Consider the following 24,193-nt stretch of genomic DNA (forward strand, 5'->3'; position numbering starts at 1 on the left):
ACTATCGAGCGCAAATTGATAGAACCAATCGGAATTCATTCTTTGATTGATAGTGCGAGGCAATAAGGGCTGGGCAGGGTTTCTGTCGCGATCCGTGCCGCGGCCGGAAGTGTGACCGATGACTCAGCGGGGGCTGGCTGCGCGGGTGTCGTCCCGGGCCGGATTTCGACCGGAGTGTTCGACATAGGTGCAGGTAGGAGGCGTGAAATCGGCGGATGGGCGCGACGGGTACGCATGCAAATCGTCCGCTCGAAGCCAATGTACGTTTCGGCGCGGACCCATTGCAGAGTTTCGCCGACAAGGCAGGTTGCATATTCTTGAATTCGCCGCATAATGACTTCCATTCACGTGACTCACATCACAAATGCTGTGCGAGAGCGAGGATCGCCATTTGCGTGCCCATGGCCCACGGAAACGCCGCACATTGTTCATCGGTGGGTCGATCTGGTCGCCGGGGGAGCCCGATTGCGAGACGCTCGGCATCGCGGACGGCCGGGTCGTAGCGGTCGGCGCGGACGCCCTGCGGTGGTCCCGGACCGTACCGGCCGGTGATCTGCGGACCGTCGATCTACGCGGCGGCTTCCTGATGCCCGCGTTCGGCGAGGGGCACGCGCATCCCATCTTCGGCGGACTCGAGGCCGTCGGCCCTCAGGTGCGAACCTGCACAAGCGTTTCCGAGATCGCCGAGGTGCTGCGTCGATGGGCCGGGCGGCATCCCGGCCCCAGCTGGATCATCGGCGCGGGTTACGACAGCAGTCTCGCCCCCGACGGGCTCTTCGACGCCGCCTGGCTCGACAACGCGGTCCCGGACCGCCCGGTCATGTTGCGGGCCTGGGACTATCACACGGTCTGGTGCAATTCGGCGGCGCTGGAACTGGCCGGCATCACCGCCGACACACCCGAACCGGTGCTCGGCGAAATCCCGCGGCGGCCCGACGGGAGCCCGCTCGGCACGCTGCGCGAGGCCGGGGCGGTGGACCTGCTCCTGGCCGCCGCACCCGCCGGCGAGACCGCCGCGCGGGTCGACGCCCTGCAACGCGCGACCGCGCGGTACGCCCGGCACGGTGTCACCTGGGTACAGGACGCCTGGGTGGAGGCGTCCGACGTCGCCGTCTACCTCGAGGCCGCTCGCTCCGGTGCGCTGTCGACCCGCGTGAATCTGGCGTTGCTGGCCGACCCGCACCGGTTCGCCGAGGACCTGCCCACCCTGCTCGCCTCCCGCGCCCGGGTCCGGACCCTCGATCACCCACTGCTGACCGCGAATTCGATCAAGTTCTTCGCCGACGGCATCATCGAGAACGAGACCGCGGCGCTGCTCGAACCGTATTGCACCCACCGCCATTCGCGCGGCATGGACACCTGGGAGCCCGCGGCGCTGGCCGACGCCGCCGCGGCGGTCGACGCCGCCGGGTTCCAGCTGCACATCCACGCCATCGGCGATGCGGCGGTCCGGTCGGCACTCGACGCGGTCGCGGCCTGCGCCGATCGCAACGGGCCGCGCGACCGGCGACCGGTGATCGCCCACGCGCAACTGATCAGCCCCGGCGACATTCCACGGTTCGCCGAACTCGGCGTGGTGGCGAATGTGCAGCCGCTGTGGGCGCAACTCGACCGTGTCATGGTCGATCTGACCATGCCCCGGCTCGGCGCCCGGCGGTCCGAACGCCAATACCCTTTCCGGAGTCTGGCCGAGGGCGGCGCCCGCCTGGCGTTCGGCTCCGATTGGCCGGTGTCGTCGGCGATTCCGCTCGACGGCATCGCGACGGCGGTGACCCGCCGCAATGCCGAGGGCGAACCGCGCGGCGGCTGGATTCCCGCCGAGCTCCTAGACATCACCACCGCCCTGGACGCCTACACCGCCGGCGTCGCCCACCAGGCCTTCGCGGACCTCCGCGACGCCCCGTGGGGGACTCTGGCCCCCGGTTCCGCCGCCGATCTGGTGTGGCTGGACACCGACCCGAGATCGTCTGCCCCGCAGTCGATCCCGGAGATTCAGGTGGTGGAGACCTGGCTGGCCGGACAGACCACCTACCGCCGCGCCGCGGCGGGGAACCGCACGACCGTCGAATGCGAGAACGACGACGACCTTCCCTGAAGCCCGGAACGCACCCCGGGCTCGGACCGGCGGGGTGCTCCTCGCCGCCAAGGCCGCCTCGGCCCGGCTGTTCCCGAACCGGCAGATCGTGCAGGTGAACATCGACGGGATCGCCTGGGGTGGCGGTGGCATCCACTGCACCACGCAGCAGGAACCGGTGGACTAGACAACCTGCGAGATCGCTGAGGCCGCCCCGCGCGCCGTATTGGCTGAATTTTCAGTCAAGACTAGGGTTGGTGTGCGGGGCTTTCGGAAACTACGGGAGAGAACGCATGGGTATGGGCCGATTCGCGAGCGGTGCGCTGAGCCGTCTGCTGGGAGATTCGCGCGACTTCGAGGACGACGGCCGCCGCTGGTCGATGCCGGAGGAAGGCGATCCGCATCGGCGGACCTGGATGGCCTTCGGCGCGAACGAGGCGGTGTGGGGGAGACGTCTGCTGCCGCAGGTCCAGCACGATCTGGCGCGGATCGCGCTGACGATCGCGCGATTCGAACCCGTCTCGGTGGTGGTCCGCCCCGAGGACCTCGATCTGGCCCGCCGCCTGCTCACCGACCCCCATATCGACCTGATCCCCGCGCCGCTCGACGACATCTGGATGCGCGATACCGGACCGGTCTTCGTGCACGGCGAGAACGGCAGGGCAGCGGTCGATTTCAACTTCAACGGCTGGGGCGGGAAACAGAAGGCCCGGCAGGATCGCAAGGTGGCCGACTTCGTCACCCGCACGGCGGGGGTGGAGTCCTTGCCCGCCGAATTGGTGCTCGAGGGCGGCGGGATCGAGGTCGACGGTCAGGGCACCGCCATCATCACCGAAAGCTGTGTGCTCAACAACAATCGGAACCCGGGCTGGAAGAAGAAGGACGTCGAGGACGAGCTGCGATACCTGCTCGGCCTCGAGCAGATCATCTGGCTGCCGGGCATCGCCGGCTACGACATCACCGACGGGCACACCGACTTCTACGCCCGCTTCGCCCGGCCGGGTGTGGTCGTGGCGGGCCTGGACACCGACCCGGACTCCTTCGACTACGACGTCACCCACACGCATCTCGAGATCTTGCGCTCGGCCACCGACGCTCAGGGCAGGCCCTTGCGGGTCGAGGTGATCGAGGGGCCCTCGCAGGTCCGCCCGCAGTTCGACGGCGAGGACTTCGCGGCGGGCTACATCAACTTCTACGTCTGCAACGGCGCGGTGGTCGTACCCGAATTCGGTGACCCCCGAGCGGATTCGGCGGCACACGCCACCCTGCGCCGCCTGTTCGCGGACCGCTATGTCGCACAGATCCCGATCGACGGCATCGCCGCGGGCGGCGGCGGCATCCACTGCACCACCCAGCAGGAGCCCGCGATCCTGCCCCCTCGATCCACCCCTCGGGACCCGTATACGTCCGATCATCCGGCACATCCGTAAAGTGAGGTTCCGTGTCCGACCGTCAGACTCAGATCCTGGAAGCAGCCATTCGCGTCATCGCCCAGGACGGCGTGCGCGGGCTGCGTATCGAGAAGCTCGCCGCCGAAGCCGGAGTCTCCACGGCGCTGATCTACTACCACTTCAAGGATCGGTCGGGCGTGCTCGACGCCGCGCTGGGATTCATCAACGACCAGGCGCAGCGCTATACCGATTCGGCGTTCGCGATCGCCAATCCCCGTGCCGCGCTGGAACATATGCTGCTGCTGGAGATTCAGGACGTTCCCGACGTGCGCAACAACAGCATCGCCTGGGGCGAACTCCGGGCCAGCGCGGTCTTCTCCGAGGATCTGCGCGAACAGCTGCGCACCACGACCGAGAGCTGGGTCGAGGAAGCGGCCGCCCTCATCGAGCGGGCCCGCGAGGCGGGGCTCGCGGTCCGCGACGTCAACCCCACCGCCGCCGCCGAACGCCTCACCGCCCTCGTGGAGGGCCTCAGTGAGCGCTGGCTCAGCGGCTCCCTGGACCTGGCCCGCGCCCGCGAATTGCTCGCGGGCGCGGTCGTCGCCGAACTGGGCCGGGTCTGACACCGATCAGATCGTGGCGAGCTCGGCAGCGATTGCGCCGGAGAGCAATTCGCGGGTCCGCTCGATGGTGCAGGACCCGCTGAGCCACCGTTTGCTCAAGCCTTCCACCAGGGTCGTGAGGCGTTCGGCCGCGCCGGTCAGCTCGGGCGCGGGGGTACCGTGCGCGGTCTCGACCGCCTCTCGCATCACATCCGCGACATGGTCGACCCCTTCGTAGCGGCCGAACGCCGATGTATCCATGCGCCCTACCTCCTTGGGCGCCGGGCAACCCCATCGACTGAAATTTCAGTCAGTGCGCCAGTGTAGCGGTCCGACCGATCGCCCATCGCGGTGCGTCAGACCAGACTGTGCTGCGCCACGATGGCGGCGGCCGCCGTCTTGCCCATCCGGACCGCGCCGTCGACGTGCTGGAAGCCGTGGCCGGCCAGGTCCGAGCAGGCGAAGTGCATGGGCCCGATCGGGTCACGGTGATCGTGGCCGTAGCGGGTCATGCCGCCGAGGTCGAAGCTGACGCCGTAGGCGCCGCGCGTCCATTCCTCGGAGCCCCAATCGGATTCGTAGAAGACGACCGGTTCGGCGGCTTCGGGGCCCAGGTAGCGCACCAGGCAGTCGAGCGCGGCCCGCTTGCGTTCGGCCGGACCCATGGCGAAGTACGCGTCGGCCTGTTCGTGGGCGATGAAGCCGACCATGGCGCCGTTGTCCATGCCGTGGTTGGTGTTGTCGTACACCTCCGAGACCATGTCGGTGTCGCTGAAACCGGTGCCGGACAAGCCCTTCGCGCGCCAGAACGGGGTCTCGTACACCGCGTGCACCTTGACCACGAAGCCGAACGACATGTGCTGGTACATCTGATGGCGGCGGCGCGGCAGCGGGGGATCGAAGCTGATGCCCGCGTACAGGTTCGGCGGCACCGCCAGCACCAGGCGGCTCGCGCGCACCTCGAGATCGCCGTCGGCGAAGGCCGTCACCCCGGCCTCGGACCACTGGATCCGGCGCACCGGCGCACCCAGGTGCAGATCCTCGCCGAGGGTGGCGGCCAGACGCTGCGACACCTGCTGCATGCCGCCGATGACGCGCTTGTCGAGCATGAAGGTGTCGGTGGCCAGCGAGGTGTAGGAGCCCTGAGCGGCGGCCATGTGCAGGGCCTGGAGGGTGGAGAAGGTGTGCGCGGGCTTGGTCAGCATGGCGCCGGCGACGTAGAACGACACCGTCTCGCGGGCGTACTCGTTGTCGGACTGGCGTTCGAGCCAGATGCTGAACGGCACCGAATCCAGTTCCGCCGCTTGCGGATGCGTCCACGGGGCCTCGGCGCCGACCTCAGCCGCCAGTTCGTCGAGCAGCTTGATCAGCCGGTCGATCTCGGCGGCGGTCTCGGGGGCCGCGGGGAAGACGTCGCCGACGAATTGCTGGCGGGTGCCGTCGGCGGCCAGGTAGACCGACTCGCCGTCACGGTAGCGGGAGAAGGTCTCCAGCCCGAGTTCCTGGACGAGCGCCAGCGCGGCGGTGTGGTGCGGCGACAGCCACTGGCCGCCGATCTCGATCGTGGCGCCGTCGATGTCGCCGGTCCAGGTGCGCCCGCCGACCCGATCGCGGGCCTCCAGGACCGCCACCGTCAGGCCGGCCTTCCGTAATTCCGCCGCAGCGGTGAGGCCGGAGGGTCCGGCACCCACGATCACGACGTCACGAGTGATGACAGCCACGAGAGCTCCTTAACCGGTAATTCGGGGGACCTCCGGATAGCCCGGAGATTGCTATTTTCAGTATGTGGGCGCGGTCACGATCATGCCCGCGCCGATTCGGCGCACCGGACCGCCCCTCATTCGCCGGAGTGGCGTGACGGTCCGGTGTCCGTGCGGGGTGAGCCCGCTACCGCCCGGCAGGGACCGGCAGCGGTTCGTTCTGGGTGATGCAGTGGATGCCGCCGCCGCGCGCGAAGATCGGCCGCGCGTCGACGGTGACGATGGTCCGGCCGGGATAGACCTCGGCCAGTACGGCCGCGGCCTCGGCGTCGTTCGGGTCGTCGAACCCGCACAGGATGACCGCGCCGTTGCAGACGTAGTGATTGATGTAGCTGTAGTCGACGAACCCCTCCGCGTCGCGCAGCGTGCGCGGCGCGGGCAGCGGGACCACCGTGAAAGGCTTTCCGGCGGAGGTCGTCTCGTTCGCGAACTGCTTCATCAGCTCGAGGCTGAGCGCGTGGTCGGGGTGCTCGCCGTCGCGCTGGTCGTGCACCAGCACCACCCCGGGCGCGGGGAGCGCGGCCACGATGTCGGAGTGCCCGCGGGTGCCGAAGCGCTGCGAATCGCGCCACAGCCCGCGCGGCAGCCAGATCGCGGTGTCGATGCCGATGGTGCGTCGCAGTTCGGCCTCGACCTCGGCCTTGGACAGGCCCGGATTGCGGAACGGGTCCAGCTGCACGGTGTCGGTGAGGATGACCGTGCCCGCGCCGTCGACCTGGATGCCGCCGCCCTCGTTCACCAGCGCCGACTCGACGACCGGGATCCCGGCCGCCGCCGCGACCGCCCGGCCGATCTCGCGGTCGTTGTCCCAGGCGGCCCACTCCTGTTGGCCCCAGCCGTTGAACACCCAGTTCACGGCCGCCACCGAACCCTCGGCGGCGTGCACGAAGGTCGGCCCGATATCGCGCATCCAGGCGTCGTCGAGCGGCGCCACCACGATGTCTATCGCCGCGGACAGGGTGCGCCGGGCCGCGCCGACGTCGGCCGGATCGACGACCATGGTCACCGGTTCGAACTCGGCCACCGCGTGCGCGACCGCGGTCCAGGCGGTGCGGGCCTCGTCGGTCGCCTCGGGGGTCGCGGTGATCTCCGAACCCTCGGGCGGGAACGCCATCCAGGTGCGGCGGTGCGGCCCGTGTTCGGCGGGCATACGCCAGGTCATCAGGCCCGCCCGAAGGGGTGCTCGGTGTCGACCGGCGCGGTGAGCCGGGCGTAGGTGTCGGGGCGGCGGGTGTCCAGGAACGGGAACAGCGTCAGCCAGTCGCTGCGCTGATCCAGATCCAGATCGGCCACCAGCACGGCGGATTCGTCGCGCGGGGCCTGCACCAGCACCCGGCCGTACGGGTCGGAGATGAAGGAGGAACCGTAGAAGGTGATCTCGCCTTCGTCGCCGTAGCGGTTGGGCACCACCATGAAAGTGCCCGCGGTGATGCCGTTTCCGACGATCACGTGCTGCCACAGCGGCTGGGTGTCGAACGCCGGGAAGGTGGGCTCGGAGCCGATGGCGGTCGGGTAGACGATGATGTCGGCGCCCGCGAGCGAGTACATGCGGGCGACCTCGGGGAACCACTCGTCCCAGCAGGTCGGCATGCCGATGCGCGCCGGGCCGAGATCGGGGTGGCTGTGCGGCTGGTACGCCTCGTCGGTGGCCGGTCCGGCCCGGAAGTAGGTGTCCTCGTAGTAGCCAGCCGACACCGGAATGTGCAACTTGCGGGTGCGGCCGACCAGTTCGCCGGTGGGGGACACCAGGATCGCGGTGTTGAAGCCGAGCCCGTCGCCCTCGTCGGCGCGCTCGTACAGCGACGCGTGCACGAACACGCCGTGCTCGATGGCCGCCTTGGCCGCGAAGGTGAAGGTCGGGCCCGTGGTCAGGTCCTCGGCGTCGGCGCCCGGATTCTCGCCGCCGCGCACGAAGGCCGGGTACTTGCTCAAGGTGACCTCGGGCAGGAAGACCGCCTTGGCGCCCAGCTCGGCGGCGCGTCCGATGCCCTCGTTCAGCTCGGCGATCATGGCCTCGCCGTCGGCCTGCCAGCGGTGCTGGACCAGCGCGACCCGCAGCGGCGGGCGGACCGGATCCTGTACTCGCGCATGCGAAACGGGCGGTTCGAAACAAGTGATGACGTGCATGACTACTCCTGATGGTCGAAAGGGCGCGGCGCCCTAGTGGCCGCTGAGATGGGGTGCGACCGGCTCGGGCATCGGATCGCCCGACACCGCGCGCGGCAAGGTCTTGCCCTGGAAGTACTCCGGCTGACGCCAGCGCTGGATCAGCATGAGCACCGCGCCCAGCGCCAGGATCCCGAAGCCGAGGTAGAACACCAGTCCGATGCCGAGAATCGAAGCGCCGCTGCCGACTTCGGGCTTCAGGCTCTCGCGGACCGAGATGCCGAACACCACCAGCAGCATGGCTCCGCCCAGCAGTGGGAACACGAGCTTGAACACGGTGTCGCGCGCGGAGGCGAACCAGCGCTTGCGGAAGTACCAGACCGAGGCGAACGCGGTGATGCCGTAGTACCAGCAGATCATGATGCCGAGGGCGGCGATGGTGTCCAGCAGCACGTGCTCGGACAGCAGCGCGGTGATCGCGTACAGACCGCCCGCCACCACCGCGGCGACCGCGGCGCCGAACCGCGGCACCTGATACACCGGGTGCACCGACGCGAACCGCTGGGGCAGCGCCTTGAACGTGCCCATGGCGAGCATGGCGCGCGCGGCGGGCAGGAAGGTGGCCTGCAGGCTGGCGATGGTGGAGACCAGGACGGCCAGGAACAGCAGCAGTTCGCCCGCGCTGCCCATCACCGGTTCGGCGAGCGTGCCGAAGACATTGTTGCGGGCCTTCTCCCCGCCCAGGCCGATGCCGGTGTCGCCGACCCCGGCGTACCACATGAGCGCGACCGCCAGCAGCAGATAGGTGCCCAGCACGGTCAGGATCGACAGCAGTCCGGCGCGGCCGGGCGTGCGCTGGGGGTCCTTGCACTCCTCGCCCAGGGTGAGCGCGGTGTCCCAGCCCCAGTACATGAACACCGAGCCGATCAGTCCGATCGCGAAGGCGCCCAGGGTGAGTCCGGTCAGCGGGTTGAACCAGTCGAGGCTGAAGCTCAGCCCCGACGGCGTATCGCCGCTGAGGGCCTTGGCCAGGGCCATGCCCGCGAACAGCAGCAGCACGGCCAGCTGGAATCCGACGAGCACGTACTGCACCCGCTCGCTGGAACTGATGCCGCGACTGGCCGCCCATCCGGCCGCTGCCAGGAAGACGAGCGTGGTGGCGATATTGATCAGCTTGTTCTCACCCAGTGCCGCAATGTATTCCGAGTGCGTCATCCGACCGATGGTCAGATAGAGGAACTCCGCTCCCACCGCGGCGATATTGGCGAGCACGATGACCACCGCGATCACCGAACCCCAGCCGGCCATCCAGCCGACGTAGGGTCCCAGCGCGCGCGCCGACCAGGTGAAGGAGGCTCCGCAGTCCGGTGTCTCGGCGCTGAACTCGCGATAGGCGAAGGCCGCCAGGAACATCGGAACGAACCCGGCGATCAGCAGGGCGGGCATCTTCAGGCCGACCGCGGCGACGATCAGGCCCACGCTGGCCGTGGTGGTGTAGGCGGGGGCGATGGACGCGATACTCAGCACCGCGCCGGCCAGGGTGCCGACCTTGTCGGTGGCCAATCCCTTACCGCCGGAAGCGGTGTGGTCCTGAGCGGGCTCTGCCGTCTCGGAGGTGTTCTGTACGAGCATTCAAGCTCCTGGTACGGGGTGTGGCGCGGTCGAAGGCCGGAGCCCTCGACCGCACCGCGCCGCGGTGGCGAACCGATCAGCGGCGTCATTGCCGGAGACCGGGTTGGCACCGGATCCGGCGCAGGGGCCGGGGTGCCGGGGGATGACGTCAGCGGGTCAGCGCGACGTATTTGGTGTCGAGGTACTCGTGGATCCCTTCGGACCCGCCCTCACTGCCCAGACCGGACTGCTTCACCCCGCCGAACGGGGCCGCCGGGTCGGAGATGACGCCGCGGTTCACGCCGACCATCCCGGCCTCGAGCGCCGCGGACACGCGCAGCGCGCGATCCAGATCCTGTGTGTAGAAGTAGGCGGCCAAGCCGTATTCGGTGTCATTGGCCAGGGCCACGACCTCCTCCTCGGTGTCGAAGCCGTAGACGGCGGCGACCGGGCCGAAGATCTCCTCGCGGTGCATGCGCGCGGTGCGCGGCACCTCGTCGAGCACGGTTGGCTGGAAGAACCAGCCCGGCCCGTCGATGATCTGACCGCCGGTGCGGACGACCGCGCCGCCGGCGACGGCGTCGTCGACCAGTGCCGCAACGGTTTTGCGCTGCCGTTCGTTGATCAGCGGGCCGGTGTCGACGCCCGGTGCGTAACCGGGTCCGACGCGCAGCGCGCCGATCTGCTCGGCCAGGCGTGCGGCGAACTCCGCGCGAATCGAGTTGTGCACGTAGATGCGGTTGGCCGCGGTGCACGCCTCGCCGCCGTTGCGCATCTTCGCCGCCATCGCGCCAGCCAGCGCCTGGTCGAGGTCGGCGTCCTCGAACACGATGAACGGGGCGTTGCCGCCCAGCTCCATCGAGGTCCGCAGGACATTGTCGGCGGCCTGGCGCAGCAGCAGTTTGCCCACCCGGGTCGAACCGGTGAAGGTCACCTTGCGCAGGCGCGGGTCCGCCAGCAGCGGCGCGGTGATGGCCGCGGCATCGCTGCCCGGCAGCACCGACAGCACGCCCGCGGGCAGACCGGCCTCGGCGAAGATCCGCGCCAGCGCCAGCATGGTCAGCGGGGTGTCCTCGGCGGGCTTCACGATGACGGTGCAGCCCGCGGCCAGCGCCGGGGCGATCTTGCGAGCGCCCATGGCCAGCGGGAAGTTCCACGGCGTGATCGCCAGGCAGGGGCCGACCGGCTGCTGGGTGACCAGGATGCGCCCGGTCCCGGCGGGGGATTCGGTGTACCGGCCGCCGACGCGTACGGCCTCCTCGCTGAACCAGCGCAGGAATTCGCCGCCGTAGGCGACCTCGCCGCGCGCTTCGGCGAGGGTCTTGCCCATTTCCAGGGTCATCAGCAGCGCGATGTCCTCGGTGTGTTCGAGCAGGATCTCCCAGGCGCGGCGCAGGATCATCGAACGTTCCCGTGGGGACGTCGCGGCCCACGCGGATTGAGCGCGGCAGGCCGAGTCGAGGGCGCGCAGGGCGTCCTCGCCGTTCGCGTCGGCGACCTCGGTGAGGACCCCGCCACCGGCCGGATCGTGGACAGCGAAGGTGCGGCCGCCGGCGGCCGGGGCGGACGCCCCGTCGATCCACATCCCGGTGGGGACGAGGGCGCTGATGTTGTCGTATTCCACCATTGTTGTCCCAGCCCCCTATCGGCCCGCGAGGTCGGCGATGGCGGTGCACAGCACCGTCAGCGCCTCGTCGAGCAGTTCGTCGCTGATCACCAGCGGCGGCAGCAGTCGAATGACATTGCCGTAGGTGCCGCAGGTCAGGGTGAGCACACCCTGCTCCAGGCAGCGCTTGGCGACGGCGGCGGTCAGCGCGGCATCGGGTTCGGTGGTGCCGGGGCGGACGAACTCGAGCGCCAGCATGGCGCCGCGGCCGCGCACGTCGCCGACGGCCGGAACCTCCTGCGCCAGTGCGTGAAAGCGCGTCAGCGCCGTCTCGCCGATCCGGCGGGCACGGGCGGGCAGATCGTGGTCCCGAATGGCCTCGATGGCGGCCAGTGCCGCCGCACAGGCGACCGGGTTGCCGCCGTAGGTGCCGCCCAGGCCGCCCGCGTGCACGGCGTCGAGCAGCTCGGCGCGGCCGGTGATGGCCGAGAGCGGCATACCGCCGGCGATGCCCTTGGCCATGGTGATGATGTCGGGGACCACGCCCTCGTGATCGCAGGCGAACCATTCGCCGGTGCGCGCGAAACCGGTCTGCACCTCGTCGGCGATGAACACCACGCCGTTCGCGCGCGCCCACTCCACCAGCGTCGGCAGGAAGCCGGCCGCGGGCACGATGAATCCGCCCTCGCCCTGGATCGGCTCGATGATGATCGCTGCCACCGAATCCGCGCCGATCTGCTTCTCGATCCGGGTGATCGCCTCGCGGGCGGCGGCCACGCCGTCCTGCCCGCCGTCGCGGAACGGGTAGGACATCGGCATCCGGTACACCTCGGGGGCGAACGGACCGAAATGCGACTTGTAGGGCATGGATTTCGCGGTCAGCGCCATGGTCAGGTTGGTGCGGCCGTGATAGGCGTGGTCGAAGGCGACCACCGCGGTCCGGCCGGTGGCCAGGCGCGCCACCTTGACCGCGTTCTCCACCGCCTCCGCGCCGGAGTTGAACAGGACGCTGCGTTTCTCGTGATCGCCTGGGGTGAGCGCCGAGAGCTGCTCGCACAGCTCGATGTACGCCTCGTACGGGGTGACCATGAAGCAGGTGTGCGTGAACCGCTCGACCTGTTCCCGCACCGCCGCGACCACCTTGGGGTGGGAGGCGCCGACATTGGTCACCGCGATGCCGGCGGCCAGGTCGATCAGCGAATTGCCGTCGACGTCGACGATGACACCGCCGTCGGCGTCGGCCGCGTACACCGGCGCGGTGGAACCCACCCCGGCCGCGACGGCGGCCTTGCGGCGGGCGGCCAGCTCCTGCGAGCGCGGGCCCGGTAGAGCGGTGGTCAGCACCCGCTGCTGCGGGAGCCGGTAGGTGATCTCGGTCATCGAAAGTCTTTCTGCGGAAAGGAGTTACGGGTCGGGTGGCGTGGTGAACTCAGTCGTGCGCGCTCATCACGTGCTTGACGCGGGTGTAGTCCTCCACGCCGTAGGCGGAGAGGTCCTTGCCGTAGCCGGAGCGCTTGAACCCGCCGTGCGGCATCTCCGCCACCAGCGGGATATGGCAGTTGACCCACACCGCGCCGAAGTCCAGTGCCGCCGAAACACGCTGCACCACACCGTGATCGCGGGTCCACACGCTCGAGGCCAGGCCGTAGACGACGTCGTTGGCGAGCTGCACGCCGGCGGCCTCGTCGGCGAAGGTCTGCACGGTGATGACCGGGCCGAAGATCTCCTCCTGCACGATCGGGTCGTCCTGGCGCACACCGGTGATGACGGTCGGGGCGAGGTAGAAGCCGCGCTCGCCGACCCGCTCGCCGCCGGTGACGACGGTGGCGTGCGCGGGCAGCTCCGCGATCTTGCCGACGACCGACTCGAAGTGCCGGATGTTGTTGAGCGGGCCGTAGGCGGCCTCGGGGTCGTCGGGCAGGCCCGGCTTCACCGTCCGCGCCTTCTTCACCAGCGCCTCGACGAAGTCGTCGTGCACCGACTCGTGCACCAGCACCCGGGTGGCGGCGGTGCAGTCCTGACCGGCGTTGAAGAAGGCCGCGTCACCGATGCGGTCGGCGGCCAGCGCCAGATCGGCGTCGCCGAAGATCACCACCGGCGCGTTGCCGCCGAGTTCGAGGTGCGCGCGCTTGACCTGCGCGGCGGCGGCCTCGGCCACCGCGATGCCCGCCCGCACCGAACCGGTGATCGCCACCATGTCCAGGCCGGGGTGGCTGACCAGGGTCGCGCCGGTGCTCGCGGTGCCCAGCACCACATTGAGCACGCCGTCGGGCAGGATGCCCTGCGACAGCTCGGCCAGCAGCAGGGTGCTGCCCGGGGTGGTGTCGCTGGGCTTGAGCACCACCGTGTTCCCGGTGGCCAGCGCCGGGCCGATCTTCCAGATGGCCATCATCAGCGGGTAGTTCCACGGGGTCACCTGGCCGATCACACCGATCGGCTCCCGGCGCACATACGAGGTGAACCCGGACATGTACTCGCCGGCGGACTTGCCCTCCAGCATGCGGGCGGCGCCCGCGAAGAAGCGCAGGTGATCGGCGCCGGCGGCGACCTCTTCGGAGGCGACCAGATGTTTGGGCTGGCCGGTCTCGCGGCACTGCGCCTCGACGAGCGCGTCGGAGTTGGCCTCGATGGCCTCGGCCAGCTTCAGCAGCGCGGCCTGCCGCTGACTCGGGGTGGTCGCCTTCCAGGCGGGGAGGGCGCGGGTGGCGGCGGCGACGGCGGCATCGATGTCGGCCCGGCCGGAGATCGGGCTGAGGCCGGTCACCGCTTCGTCCACGGGGCTGATCAGTTCGAACGACTCCGACGTGGTGGCGGCCACCAGCCGGCCATCGATGTAGTTGCGGAGCAGCTCAGTCGTCATGTGTGTGCCCGATCTCGTTCGAAAGTGCGTTCTGTGTGGTTGCCAGTTAGTGTGCTGCGCAACACACCCCTGCGTCACCTGCCGGATCGGCGTGGGAGCAGAATTCGGTTTCGACAGATCGTCCAGATTGCTATGGGAGCGCTGTGAACGCGGGAATACCTGTCCGATGGGTCCTGTCCCAACCCGAGCTGGGCCTGGTGCTCAGGGGCGGCGCTAGCGGGCTCGGACGGGTGATCACCCTCGTCCTGACCTCCGAGCTGACCGAACCCCAGCAATGGCTGTCCGGGGGCGAGCTGGTGCTGACCACCGGCATGGGTTTGCCGCTCAGTCGCGCCGACCGGTCGCGGTACCTCGAGGACCTCGGCGCGGCCGGTGTGGCGGGCGTCGGATTCGGCATCGGGCTCTCGCACGAGACGGTGCCCGCGGATCTGGTCGAGGCCGCCGACCGGCTCGGGCTGCCGCTGTTCGAGGTGCCGCTGCCGACCCCGTTCGCGGCCATCACCAAGAAGGTCATGCAGCGGCTCGCCGAGCAGGAGTACGAGAAGGTGCTGCGCGCCTCGCGGGCGCAGCCGCGCATGACGCGGGCGGCCGTGCAGGGCGTGCGCGCGGTCATCAAGGAGCTGTCGGTGGCGCTGTCGGCGACGGTGCTCGTGGTCGGCGGCGACAGCGTCGTGACCGAGGCGCATCCGCGGTCGCCCGCCGCCGAGATCCTCGACCGGATCGGGGAGTTCATCGCCGCGCACGGTGAGAGCGCGGGCAGCGGCGTCATCCAGGTGTCGTCGGGGCAGTACATCGTGCTGCAGGCCATCAGTGCCGGGCAGACCGTGCACGGGCACCTGGCAATCGTCACCGCCACCGCGCTCGGTCCGGTCGATCAGGTGCTGCTCGGTCACGCCAGCTCGCTGCTCGCCCTCGACTTCGAGAAGCCGGCCCGGTTGCGAATGGCCCAGAACCACTTGAACTCTCAAGCCATCGCCATGCTGCTGCAACAGCCGGGCGACCCCGACAGTATGTGGCAGCACCTGACCGCGGCCGCCGACCGCACCGGCCGCATCCGCGCCCTCGTGCTGTGGTGCCCCGGGCCCGAGGCCGCGGCGGTCGCTCTCGACGCGATCGACGCGCGGCTGCGCCTGCTCAACCGGCAGCTGTTCGCGCACGTCATGGGCGACCACGCCGCGGTCCTGCTCCGCGGCTCCGACACCGACGAGCTCGCCGAACAACTCCTGGCCGATCTGCCCGGCGACGTGCGTGCCACCGTGCGTGCGGGGCTGAGCTCGCCGCATCCGCTGCGCCGCTTCAGCGCGGCTGTCGACAATGCCGAGCTGGCCGCCTCGGCGGCGGCGCCCGGGGCCCGCCCGCTGGAGCTGGCGGCGCTGGCGGGCCACGCGCTGCTGGCCTTTCCGGAGGCCCAGCGGGTGCTGAGCGCGGTGTCGGAGGCCATGCTGCAGCCGCTGATCGACTATGACGACCGGCACGGCACCGATCTCATCGGCTCGCTGCGCGCCTACCTCGAGGCCCACGGCCAGTGGGAGACCGCCGCCACCGCGCTCGGCGTGCACCGCCACACCCTGCGCAGTCGCGTGGCCAGGATCGAATCGATTCTGGGCTGCAAGCTCGATCAGGCGCTGGTCCGCGCCGAACTGCTGCTGGCTGTGGTTTCCCGCCGCTGATCGCTCGCGGTGGTGTGGGGACTATTCGTTACCGAGGGCGGCGGTCGCCAGTTCGGCGTTGACGACGCAGAGGCGGGCGAGATCGACTGTGCCGGAACGGCGCAGGCGCGCGACCAACTCCACCAGCCGCCGCGCGGACGGCGTGGACTTCCATGTGGCGATGTGGTCGCGGGCCGAATCGGCGGGGGAGGCCGAGGACAGGACCGCCGCCGCCAGGGCGTGCCAACGGGCTTGGAGTTCATCGGCCAGCACCGCGGCGGCCAGCGTCTCCCAATGGTCGGAGGTGCGGGTGGCGGCGAAGGTCGTGGCCAGCCAGTCCAGGCCGATCAAGTCGCCGAGCTCGCGGTAGGTCTGGCTGACCAGCGCGACCGGCAGCCCGGTGCGGCGGGCGGTCGCGCTCAGCGGCAGGGCCTGGGCGAGCAGGCGCAGGTTGGCCAGGTCCCGCCCGGGATGGCCGCCGGGGCGCGGCAGGACCGTCATCAGTTCGGCGACAACCGGTGCGTGGCAGTCGATCTCGGCGGACCAGGTGGCCGCGCTGCGATGGGTGAGCAGCCAGGCGGTGGCCTGTTCCACCGCGTCCTGAATGCCTTTCAGGATGCCCATCCGAATCTGCGGGGAGACGCCCTGCAGTGCCAGCGCCTCACGCCACCACCGGTCCACGTCCAGGACGGCGTCGACGACGGCGCAGGCCAGCACGATCTGCGGGGTGCCCGCGCCCAGCCGCTCCTCGAGCCGGTGGATCATGCCGGGGCCGACCCGGTTGATCACTCGGTTGGCCGCGGCCACCGCGATGATCTCGCGGGCCACTGGATGCTCGCGCAGCAGCCGCTCGCCCAGCAGGTCCCGGATGCGGTCGGGGAAGTAGCTCGCCAGCGCGCCGGTCACCACCGGGTCGGTCGGCGCGTCCGACGCCAGTAGTTCCTCGCGCACCAGGTTCTTGGCGGTGGCCAGCAACACCGCGATCTCCGGGCGCACCAGGCCCTTGCCCGCCCGGCGGCGCGCCGCGAGATCGGCCGGGGTGGGCAGGAATTCGGCGGCTCGGTCGAGTTCGGTCGCGTGCTCGAGGTTCTCGATCAGGCGGCCGTGCCGGTCGATGAGGAAGGGAGCGTGCGTCTCGGCGAGGCTGATGGCCAGCGCCTGTCGATCGCAGTCGGCGAGCACGGCGCGGGCCACGGCGTCGGCCTCCGCCGCCAGCAGCCGATTGCGTTCGTCGACCGTCGCCAGTCCGGCGGCCACCGCGGAGTTCAGCGCGATCTTGAGGTTCACCTCGCGGTCGGAGGTGGCCACGCCGGCGGCGTTGTCGATGAAGTCGGCGTTGACCTTGCCGCCGGCGACGGCGAATTCGATGCGGGCCTGCTGGGTGAGCCCCAGATTGCCGCCCTCGCCGATGACCCGGCAGCGCAGTCGATCCGCGGTGATCCGCACCTCGTCGTTGGACGGGTCGGCCACGTCGGCGTCCTGTTCGTCCCGGGCCCGCACGTAGGTGCCGATGCCGCCGTTGAACAGCAGGTCCACCTCCGCGCCGAGCATGGCCCGGATCAGCTCGGGTGCGGGCAGTTCGGTGGCGGTGACGCCCAGCCGCGCGCGTACCTCCGGTGCGAGCGGCACCGATTTCGCGGTGCGCGGCCACACGCCGCCGCCCGCGGAGATCAGCGCCGGGTCGTAGTCGGCCCAGCTGCTGCGTTCCAATCCGGCCAGCCGGGTGCGTTCCTGGTGCGAGAGCACCGGATCCGGGTCGGGGTCCAGGAAGATGTGCCGGTGGTCGAAGGCGGCCACCAAGCGGATGCGGTCGGTCTCGAGCATGCCGTTGCCGAAGACGTCGCCCGACATGTCGCCGATACCGGTGACCGTGAAGGGCTGGGTATCGGGATCGATGCCGAGTTCGGCGAGGTGCTGCCGAATCGAGCGCCACGCGCCGCGCGCGGTGATGCCCAGCGCCTTGTGGTCGTAGCCGGTCGAGCCGCCCGAGGCGAAGGCGTCACCGAGCCAGAAACCGCGGGCCACCGCAATGGAATTGGCCAGATCCGAGAAGCGGGCGGTGCCCTTGTCGGCGGCCACCACCAGGTACGAATCCGGGTCGTCGTAGGCGACGGTGTGCGCGGGCGCGGTGATGGCGCCGTCCACGAGATTGTCGGTGACATCGAGCAGGCCGCCGATGAAGGCCGCGTACGCGAATTCCGCGGAGGCCGGATCGGTGCGGCCGCCGCGCACGACGAACGCGCCCTTGGCGCCCATCGGCACGATCACCGAGTTCTTCACCGTCTGGGTCTTCATCAGGCCCAGCACCTCGGTGCGGAAGTCGTCGACGCGATCCGACCAGCGCAGACCGCCGCGCGCGATCACGCCGCCGCGCACATGACTGCCCTCGACCCGGGTGGAGTGCACGAAGATCTCGCGATAGGGCGTGATCGGCGTGGACAGCGACAACCGCGCGGGATCGATCTTGAACGCGGCGACCGCCCGGTCCGGCTGGAACCAGTTGGTGCGCAACACCGCGGTGCAGAAGGTGTACAGCCCGCGCAGCAGTTGATCCTCGGGCAGGGTGCTGGCCGACTCCAGGCGGTGCTTGGCCTCGACGTCGGCATCGGCCACCGCGGCGGCGCGATCCGGGAGTTCGGGATCGAAGCGCGCGTGGAACAGCGCGACGAACGCGCGCACGAAATCCGGATGGGCGGTGAGGATTTCGGCGATCCGGGGCTCACTCATGCGCAGCCCGGCCTGCCGCAGATACCGGCAGGCGGCCCGCACCAGGATCGCGTCCTGCCAGGCCAGGCCCGCGGTGGGGATCAGACCGGTGAAGCCGTCGATCTCCAGCGTGCCCGCGGTGGCGGCGGTGAACGCCTCCGCGAGCAGTCCGGCCGTCGGCTCGCTCAGCCCGAAGGCCGTGGGCCCGAAGGTGAATCGATGCTCGGTGCACAGCCCCTCCACGCTCACCTCGTGGGTGGTGACGTGCAGGCCCAGGGCCGAGAAGATCTCGATCAGCTCGGTCAGGGACGCCGGGGCGCCGGGCCAGGTCAGCCTCGCACGAGGCGGCAGCGAATCGGGGTCGAAGTGGAGGCGCGGGGCGGCCTCCGTCCGATCCTCGTCCAGCATGCCGACGGCTCCGAGATGCATCTGCTCAACTCCCTGCGCGTGACCTGTGATGTCGCAGTTAATGTGCCGCAAAGAGAGCCACGACACAGTCGACAATGCGGCGCGGTCGGCGCGGCCCGGCACTCCGGTTCGTCCAGTGCCGGATCGGCGGGCGCGTCCCGCGCGCTCCCGGGCCGATCAGCCCGGATGCGCTGAACTCGACCCGCGGGGTTCGAGCTCGGATCGGGGCCGGTTACGGCGTCTGCCGCAGTTGGGGTTCGGTTCGCTGGAGGAACAGCGCCAGATCCTGGAGTGATTTCAGCTTCTCCTCGAAGTCCGCGAGAGGCGGCTCGAGATAGTCGTCCGGCCCGCGACTGTTGAGCACGCCGTGCAATCGGCGTCGTTCTTCCGGGACAGTTCGTGCTCAGCGGATTCGGCCAGCGACAGCAGCCGGTCCGGCCGCTCCTCGTCGGCCCGGTTCCCGGGCTCCACCCGCAGGTCGTAGACGGGCAGCTGCGACACCATCCAGTCCACGACGGTCCGGTGATGTATTGGGCTTGCCACATACCGCCGAGCCCGGGTGGAATTCACTTCCCCAGGGTGAGGTCGCGGCGCAGCACCTTGCCGGTGGCGTTGCGCGGCAGCGGATCCGCGGTGACCAGCCAGCGGGCGGGCACCTTGAAGTAGGCCAGTTGCCTGGCCACGTGGTCGCGCAGCTCGTCCTCGGTCAGGGTCTGCGGATCGTCGACCACGACGATGGCGGCCACCTCCTGGCCGAGATCCTCGTGCGGGATGCCGATCACGGCCGACTCGCGCACCAGCGGGTGCTCGTCGAGGACGTTCTCGATCTCCTGCGGGTAGACGTTCTCGCCGCCGCGCAGGATGAGATCCGAACGGCGGCCGGAGATGTAGAGCTTGCCGCCGCGCAGGGTTCCGAAGTCGCCGGTGCGCAGCCAGCGGTTCTCGTCGATGGCGGCCTTCGTGGCGTCGTCGTTGTTCCAGTAGCCGAGCATGACGTAGGGGCTGCGGATGCAGATCTCGCCTTCCTCGCCGTCGGGCACCGGCTTGCCGTCCGGATCCCGGACCTCCAGCGAGACGCCGACCACCGCGCGGCCCACGGTCTCGTTGTCGGCGGCCAGTTCCGGCGGGGTCGCCACGGTCGCGGCGGTGCCGGACTCGGTGCAGCCATAGCTGGTGGTCAGGCCCTGCAATGCGACGGGGAAGCGTTCACGCAGCCGCTGCACGAGCGATGGGGACGACGGGGCGGAGTTGAGTGACAACGCCGCCAACGAGGACAGGTCATAGCGTGAAATGTCCACGCCCAGAATGCGACTGGCCAGCGTCGGTACGGCCGCCCAGTTCGTGACCTGCTCTGTCTCGACCAGCTGCAGCAGCGATTCGGCATCGTACTCGCCCGCGGTCGGGAAGATGATCGCGTCACCCGTGGTGAGGCGCGGGATCGCGATGTTGTGCAGGCTGGCGATGTGGAACAGTGGCATGGTCGCCAGATGTCGGCGGCCGGCCGGGGAACCGTCCCAGGCCTGACCGCGGAAGCCGGCGGCCAGCGCGTCGGTGAAGCGGTGGTAGTCGGCGACCGCGACGAGGTTCCGCTGGGTGTGCACCACGCCCTTGGGGCGGCCGGTGGTGCCGGAGGTGTAGAGGATGATCGCCGGATCGTCCTCGGTCACCTCGGAGGCCGGATTGCCGCCCGCGAACTCCGCGATCAGCGCGGGCAGGTCGTCTTCCATGGTGAGCAAAGGGATTTCGGTGCCGGTCTCCGCCACGACCGCCGCGCGCTTGGCGTCGGCGATCACCACCGTCGGGGTGGAATGCGCTAAGCCGTACTCGATCTCGCGCGGCGCCCACCAGGCGTTGTAGCCGACCGGGATCGCGCCCAGGCGCTGCGCGGCCCAGAAGGCGACCACCCATTCGGGGGTGTTGGCGGCCAGGATGCCGATCCGGTCGCCCTTGCCGACGCCGTACTTCTCGGCCAGCGCCGCGGCCAGCGCGCCCGCGGCAGCGTAGTGCTGGGCGAAGGTGTAGCGGGTGCGCGCGGACACCAGATAGTCGAGTTCGCCCAGGTCACGGGAGGCCTCCAACAGCTCCAACAGTGATCCTCGGCGGTGCTTGAAGACCGGCTGCGGTGCACCCAGCACCTGCTCGACGGTTATTTCGAATGGACCTCCCGGGCCGGTCAGCTGTGCGGTCACCTGCGTGGCGAGCTTCTGGAGGTCAACGGCGTTGGTCATGAATCAAATCCTCGAATCGGTAGTGCGTGCGTCATCCGAACGTCTTGTGGGGCACGCCGACGATCAGGCCGCCGTCGATGACGTGCTCCGCGCCGGTCGTGTAGCTGGACTCGTCGCTCGCCAGGTACACGATGAGATTCGCGACCTCCTCGGCGGTGGCGGCACGGCCGAGCGGGATCTGCAGAAAGTCCTCGGGAATGCCCTCGGTCATCGGTGTGCGCACCATGCCGGGATGCACCGAATTGACGCGAATATTGTGCTGCGCCAGCTCCAGTGCGGCCGACTTGGTCAGACCGCGCACCGCGAACTTGGTGGCGGTGTAGCCGTGCAATCCGACGCTCCCACGCAGACCCTCCACCGAGGAAATGTTGATGATCGAACCGCCGCCGGCCGTCGTCATCGCCGTCGTCGCCGCCTGGATTCCGAAGAAGGTGCCGGTCAAGTTGATGTCGACGATCTGCCGCCAGGCCGCCGGGTCGAAGTCGGCAATGGTGTTGCCGTTGACGATTCCGGCATTGTTCACCAGGACGCTCAGCGAGCCGAACTCCTCGCCCGCCACATTGACCGCCCGTTTCCACTGCTCGGCGTCGGTCACGTCGAGGTGAACGAAACGCGCCGCTGCACCCAACTCGGCCGCCAGCGCTTCACCCTCGGAATCCAGCAGATCGCCGATCACCACCCTGGCCCCGTGCTCGACCAGAGCACGCGCGTGCGCGGCGCCCATTCCGCGCGCGCCACCACTGATCAGGGCCACTTTGCCCGCCACACGCCTACTCATGCTCGATCCAGCCATCGAGTGTTCTCTGTCATACGGGCAGTAAATCATGTCTTCAATCACTGTTTCAATCAGTGATTGAAATGATGATTGACGCGTGGCCGATCCGACTACGCGGTCGTGGGTCGACCGGTACAGCGATCGCTGACCGCATGGGCGCGGCGGTCGCGACCATGGAAAGTCTGCGCCGGGATGGGTGCGAGCGCCGCCGAACAGGCTCGAGCGCAAGACATTTCACGATCCTCCGCGTGGGCCAGCGGAATCGCGCGTACAGTAACCCGTTGATAGCTGTCTGTCGCGATGTCGACCGGAGGTGGATGCCTATGGGTTCGGCTCACGAGGGTCTGTCGCGTCGGGGGGTGCTGGCGGGTGGAGTGATGCTCGCGGCGGGGTCGTTGGCCGCGTGTTCGGACTCGTCTCGGTCGGAGGGGCAAACATCGACCCCGATCGCGTCGGCCTCGCCCGAGGCTCCGGCGCCGTCGACTCCCGCGGCGGCGTGGTCGCGACTGATGGCGGGAAACGGGCGCTGGGTCAAGGGCAATCTCGATCATCCCGACCGCGATCCGGATCGGCGAGAACTCCTTGCCATGAAGCAGAACCCGTACTGTGTCGTGTTGTCCTGCATCGATTCTCGGGTGCCCCCGGAACTGCTCTTCGATGTCGGTCTCGGCGATCTGTTCGTCCTGCGGACCGGTGCGCAGGTGATGGGACCACTGGTGGAGGCGTCCGCCGAGTACGGGCCGCTCACCGGTGGCACGCCGTTGATCGTGGTGCTCGGGCACCAGCGGTGCGGTGCGGTCATCGCCGCGGAGGAGGCCTTGCGTACGGGCAAGGCGCTGCCGGGCAATCTGCAGGAGATAGCGCTCGCTGTGCGCCCGGCCTACGAGCAGGTGCGCGTCATGACCAGGATCGTCCCGATGCCATGGCGCGCGCCCAGGTGCGGCTGGTCGCTGATCGGTTGCGTGGCAACGCGGATCTGGCGCCGATGGTGGGAGAGGGCCGGATGGCGGTGGTGGGCGCCTACTACTCCCTCGATACCGGGGAGGTCGAGGTCCTGTCGGGCGCACCCTCCTGAGCGCATGCCGCGCGCGGGCTGGGCGGGTTCATGGGCACTGATCGTAGCTCTGGCCGCGTGAGACCAGGGTGACGGCGTCGCGCGCGCCGGCGGTGAAGCCGGCGTTCTCGTCGGGTGTCGCGGCTGCGGCGTCGGGGCTGGTCAGCCATTCGGTCAGAAGGTCGTCGGCGGCGTTCTGCAACGACCATCGGGGATCTCCGGCGTGGCTTCTGGCGGCCAAGGCGAGCACCGCGTGCATGCCGACGCATGCCGAGCGTCGTGCCGCCGCCGCGGCCGGGGACAGCGACGACCCCGCTGTGGTCGGCGCGGGCTGGGTGGTCGTGGACGCGATCGTGGTGCTCGGTTGGTCGGATGCGCTGCTGCTGGAGCCGCACCCGGTCAGAGCGAGTGCGGCGAACACGGCCGTCACGCTCACCGATATGGCTTTCACCGACATGATGTGTGGACTCCCGCCGACTGCGAACATGGTGTGTCCCATCATGATTCGGGCGCGGGCTTCCGGGGCGGCTTTGGAGCAGTTCCGGGGAGCCGACACCCGGATGTTCTCGAGTTCAGGTCGGTGCGGCGGTCCGCCCATGCTCGCCGGGATCCACCGGTGTGACGGGGACGGTCGAGGAGATGGTCGCGTACGCGGCGGATTCGACCGGGGGCTTCACCTGGATGTTGAGCGGGGCGAAAGCCTTGTTGGAGTTCGGGATCGAGCTGGGAGCCGTCCGGGACGCGCATCCCGGAATGCTCCGGCCGGGCTGGTGATCCGGGGAGTGGATCACCGCCCGAGCGGGTGGAGCGAATCCAGTGGTCAGTACGCCGAGTCGACGTTGTCCATCGAGCCGTAGCGCGCCGCGGCGTAGTTGCAGGCCGCGGCGATGTTGGCGACCGGATCGTAGATGTCCCAGGAGGTGCCGTCGACGTGGTAGGCCTGGAAGGTCGGGTCGATCACCTGGAGCAGGCCCTTGGACGGGATGCCCGCCGCGGCGTTGGAGTCCCAGAGGTTGATGGCGCCGGGGTCGCCGCCGGATTCGCGCATGACGTTGCGGTGGATGCCCTCGTAGCTGCCGGGAATGCCGTGGGCGGCCATGATGCCCAGGGCTTCACGGATCCAGCCGTCGAGGTCGTTCGAGGCGGCGGTCGGCGCGATCTTCGTGGCCGAGAGGTTGACGGCTGCGGGCAGGGTCCGCGCCGGAGCGTCCGGGACGAGTGCCGAGGCCTGGGCGGTTGCCACGATCGACAGCGATGCGGCGGCCAGTGCGCAAGCGGCGAGACGGCGGGCGATCCGGGAGGGGGAACGGTGTCCGGTAGCCATGGTGGTTCTCCTGAGGGTTTTCTGATGCCGTGCGGTCGC

General features: G+C 69.6%; 19 protein-coding genes and 3 pseudogenes. 8 read left to right on the forward strand and 14 right to left on the reverse strand.

The window, feature by feature from the left end; all coding sequences use genetic code 11:
* Positions 1 to 391 precede the first annotated feature (391 nt).
* The 4 genes and pseudogenes from ACQPYY_RS15640 (at position 392) to ACQPYY_RS15655 (ending at position 4,088) form a co-directional block, all read left to right on the forward strand.
* On the forward strand, positions 392 to 2,095 hold the full coding sequence (locus ACQPYY_RS15640; RefSeq protein WP_433594275.1) for an amidohydrolase: 1,704 nt from the start codon (positions 392 to 394) through the stop codon (positions 2,093 to 2,095).
* Positions 2,096 to 2,141: 46 nt separating this feature from the next.
* A pseudogene (locus ACQPYY_RS15645) lies at positions 2,142 to 2,261 on the forward strand (agmatine deiminase family protein); the annotation flags it as partial.
* Positions 2,262 to 2,373: 112 nt separating this feature from the next.
* Positions 2,374 to 3,438: pseudogene (locus ACQPYY_RS15650) on the forward strand (agmatine deiminase family protein); the annotation flags it as partial.
* Positions 3,439 to 3,515: 77 nt separating this feature from the next.
* Complete coding sequence (locus ACQPYY_RS15655; RefSeq protein WP_379098388.1) at positions 3,516 to 4,088, forward strand: TetR/AcrR family transcriptional regulator; 573 nt, start codon at positions 3,516 to 3,518, stop codon at positions 4,086 to 4,088.
* 6 nt (positions 4,089 to 4,094) lie between these two features.
* Here ACQPYY_RS15655 and ACQPYY_RS15660 read toward each other — a convergent pair whose 3' ends face one another.
* From ACQPYY_RS15660 to ACQPYY_RS15695, 8 genes are all read right to left on the reverse strand, one after another.
* Positions 4,095 to 4,328: a hypothetical protein gene (locus ACQPYY_RS15660; protein WP_433594276.1), complete on the reverse strand. Its 234-nt coding sequence runs from the start codon at positions 4,326 to 4,328 to the stop codon at positions 4,095 to 4,097.
* 95 nt (positions 4,329 to 4,423) lie between these two features.
* Entirely contained in the window at positions 4,424 to 5,788 is a 1,365-nt protein-coding gene (locus tag ACQPYY_RS15665; protein WP_433594277.1) for a flavin monoamine oxidase family protein, read from the reverse strand.
* Between the two features lie 166 nt (positions 5,789 to 5,954).
* Positions 5,955 to 6,989, reverse strand: coding sequence for an agmatine deiminase family protein (locus ACQPYY_RS15670; RefSeq protein ID WP_433594278.1), 1,035 nt, complete (start codon positions 6,987 to 6,989; stop codon positions 5,955 to 5,957).
* Positions 6,989 to 7,954, reverse strand: a complete 966-nt coding sequence (locus ACQPYY_RS15675) for a nitrilase-related carbon-nitrogen hydrolase (RefSeq protein ID WP_433594279.1) — start codon at positions 7,952 to 7,954, stop codon at positions 6,989 to 6,991. The genes ACQPYY_RS15670 and ACQPYY_RS15675 overlap by 1 nt, the downstream gene beginning before the upstream one ends.
* 33 nt (positions 7,955 to 7,987) lie before the next feature.
* On the reverse strand, positions 7,988 to 9,565 hold the full coding sequence (locus tag ACQPYY_RS15680) for an APC family permease (RefSeq protein WP_433594280.1): 1,578 nt from the start codon (positions 9,563 to 9,565) through the stop codon (positions 7,988 to 7,990).
* Positions 9,566 to 9,713: 148 nt separating this feature from the next.
* Positions 9,714 to 11,171, reverse strand: coding sequence for an NAD-dependent succinate-semialdehyde dehydrogenase (locus ACQPYY_RS15685; RefSeq protein ID WP_433594281.1), 1,458 nt, complete (start codon positions 11,169 to 11,171; stop codon positions 9,714 to 9,716).
* A gap of 15 nt (positions 11,172 to 11,186) precedes the next feature.
* Complete coding sequence (gene gabT / locus ACQPYY_RS15690; protein ID WP_433594282.1) at positions 11,187 to 12,530, reverse strand: 4-aminobutyrate--2-oxoglutarate transaminase; 1,344 nt, start codon at positions 12,528 to 12,530, stop codon at positions 11,187 to 11,189.
* Between the two features lie 49 nt (positions 12,531 to 12,579).
* Entirely contained in the window at positions 12,580 to 14,010 is a 1,431-nt protein-coding gene (locus ACQPYY_RS15695) for an aminobutyraldehyde dehydrogenase (RefSeq protein ID WP_433594283.1), read from the reverse strand.
* Between the two features lie 143 nt (positions 14,011 to 14,153).
* Between ACQPYY_RS15695 and ACQPYY_RS15700 the strand changes: the two genes are divergently transcribed.
* Positions 14,154 to 15,680 (forward strand): PucR family transcriptional regulator, encoded by a 1,527-nt coding sequence (locus ACQPYY_RS15700; protein ID WP_433594284.1) that lies wholly within the window; start codon positions 14,154 to 14,156, stop codon positions 15,678 to 15,680.
* A gap of 21 nt (positions 15,681 to 15,701) precedes the next feature.
* Here ACQPYY_RS15700 and ACQPYY_RS15705 read toward each other — a convergent pair whose 3' ends face one another.
* From ACQPYY_RS15705 to ACQPYY_RS15720, 4 genes are all read right to left on the reverse strand, one after another.
* Entirely contained in the window at positions 15,702 to 18,794 is a 3,093-nt protein-coding gene (locus ACQPYY_RS15705) for an NAD-glutamate dehydrogenase domain-containing protein (protein WP_433594285.1), read from the reverse strand.
* Positions 18,795 to 19,005: 211 nt separating this feature from the next.
* Positions 19,006 to 19,137 (reverse strand): hypothetical protein, encoded by a 132-nt coding sequence (locus ACQPYY_RS15710; protein WP_433594286.1) that lies wholly within the window; start codon positions 19,135 to 19,137, stop codon positions 19,006 to 19,008.
* Positions 19,138 to 19,339: 202 nt separating this feature from the next.
* Positions 19,340 to 21,001, reverse strand: coding sequence for a class I adenylate-forming enzyme family protein (locus ACQPYY_RS15715; protein ID WP_433594287.1), 1,662 nt, complete (start codon positions 20,999 to 21,001; stop codon positions 19,340 to 19,342).
* Between the two features lie 31 nt (positions 21,002 to 21,032).
* Positions 21,033 to 21,779 (reverse strand): glucose 1-dehydrogenase, encoded by a 747-nt coding sequence (locus ACQPYY_RS15720; RefSeq protein ID WP_433594288.1) that lies wholly within the window; start codon positions 21,777 to 21,779, stop codon positions 21,033 to 21,035.
* Positions 21,780 to 22,363: 584 nt separating this feature from the next.
* Here ACQPYY_RS15720 and ACQPYY_RS15725 point away from each other — a divergent pair.
* Together ACQPYY_RS15725 and ACQPYY_RS15730 are read left to right on the forward strand one after the other, a co-directional pair.
* Positions 22,364 to 22,660 (forward strand): annotated as a pseudogene (locus ACQPYY_RS15725) (carbonic anhydrase); the annotation flags it as partial.
* A 38-nt stretch (positions 22,661 to 22,698) separates the two neighbouring features.
* Positions 22,699 to 22,851, forward strand: coding sequence for a hypothetical protein (locus ACQPYY_RS15730; protein ID WP_433594809.1), 153 nt, complete (start codon positions 22,699 to 22,701; stop codon positions 22,849 to 22,851).
* A 28-nt stretch (positions 22,852 to 22,879) separates the two neighbouring features.
* On the opposite strand, the gene ACQPYY_RS15735 is transcribed toward ACQPYY_RS15730, so the two are convergent.
* The gene (locus ACQPYY_RS15735) at positions 22,880 to 23,287 is read right to left on the reverse strand and encodes a hypothetical protein (protein WP_433594289.1); all 408 of its coding nucleotides are present in this window, start codon (positions 23,285 to 23,287) and stop codon (positions 22,880 to 22,882) included.
* 161 nt (positions 23,288 to 23,448) lie between these two features.
* Between ACQPYY_RS15735 and ACQPYY_RS15740 the strand changes: the two genes are divergently transcribed.
* Positions 23,449 to 23,604: a hypothetical protein gene (locus ACQPYY_RS15740; RefSeq protein WP_433594290.1), complete on the forward strand. Its 156-nt coding sequence runs from the start codon at positions 23,449 to 23,451 to the stop codon at positions 23,602 to 23,604.
* 46 nt (positions 23,605 to 23,650) lie between these two features.
* On the opposite strand, the gene ACQPYY_RS15745 is transcribed toward ACQPYY_RS15740, so the two are convergent.
* On the reverse strand, positions 23,651 to 24,154 hold the full coding sequence (locus ACQPYY_RS15745; protein WP_433594291.1) for a transglycosylase SLT domain-containing protein: 504 nt from the start codon (positions 24,152 to 24,154) through the stop codon (positions 23,651 to 23,653).
* Positions 24,155 to 24,193: the final 39 nt, after the last annotated feature.

Source organism: Nocardia sp. CA-145437 (assembly GCF_050956485.1).
Lineage (GTDB): Bacteria > Actinomycetota > Actinomycetes > Mycobacteriales > Mycobacteriaceae > Nocardia.

Coding starts and splice junctions, on each gene's coding strand:
- ACQPYY_RS15680 (WP_433594280.1), bottom strand. CDS start 9,565: ATGCTCGTACAGAACACCTCCGAGACGGCAGAGCCCGCTCAGGACCAC.
- ACQPYY_RS15715 (WP_433594287.1), bottom strand. CDS start 21,001: ATGACCAACGCCGTTGACCTCCAGAAGCTCGCCACGCAGGTGACCGCA.
- ACQPYY_RS15695 (WP_433594283.1), bottom strand. CDS start 14,010: ATGACGACTGAGCTGCTCCGCAACTACATCGATGGCCGGCTGGTGGCC.
- ACQPYY_RS15670 (WP_433594278.1), bottom strand. CDS start 6,989: ATGACCTGGCGTATGCCCGCCGAACACGGGCCGCACCGCCGCACCTGG.
- ACQPYY_RS15735 (WP_433594289.1), bottom strand. CDS start 23,287: ATGTCGGTGAAAGCCATATCGGTGAGCGTGACGGCCGTGTTCGCCGCA.
- ACQPYY_RS15705 (WP_433594285.1), bottom strand. CDS start 18,794: ATGCATCTCGGAGCCGTCGGCATGCTGGACGAGGATCGGACGGAGGCC.
- gabT (WP_433594282.1), bottom strand. CDS start 12,530: ATGACCGAGATCACCTACCGGCTCCCGCAGCAGCGGGTGCTGACCACC.
- ACQPYY_RS15660 (WP_433594276.1), bottom strand. CDS start 4,328: ATGGATACATCGGCGTTCGGCCGCTACGAAGGGGTCGACCATGTCGCG.
- ACQPYY_RS15720 (WP_433594288.1), bottom strand. CDS start 21,779: ATGAGTAGGCGTGTGGCGGGCAAAGTGGCCCTGATCAGTGGTGGCGCG.
- ACQPYY_RS15730 (WP_433594809.1), top strand. CDS start 22,699: ATGGCGCGCGCCCAGGTGCGGCTGGTCGCTGATCGGTTGCGTGGCAAC.
- ACQPYY_RS15685 (WP_433594281.1), bottom strand. CDS start 11,171: ATGGTGGAATACGACAACATCAGCGCCCTCGTCCCCACCGGGATGTGG.
- ACQPYY_RS15675 (WP_433594279.1), bottom strand. CDS start 7,954: ATGCACGTCATCACTTGTTTCGAACCGCCCGTTTCGCATGCGCGAGTA.
- ACQPYY_RS15745 (WP_433594291.1), bottom strand. CDS start 24,154: ATGGCTACCGGACACCGTTCCCCCTCCCGGATCGCCCGCCGTCTCGCC.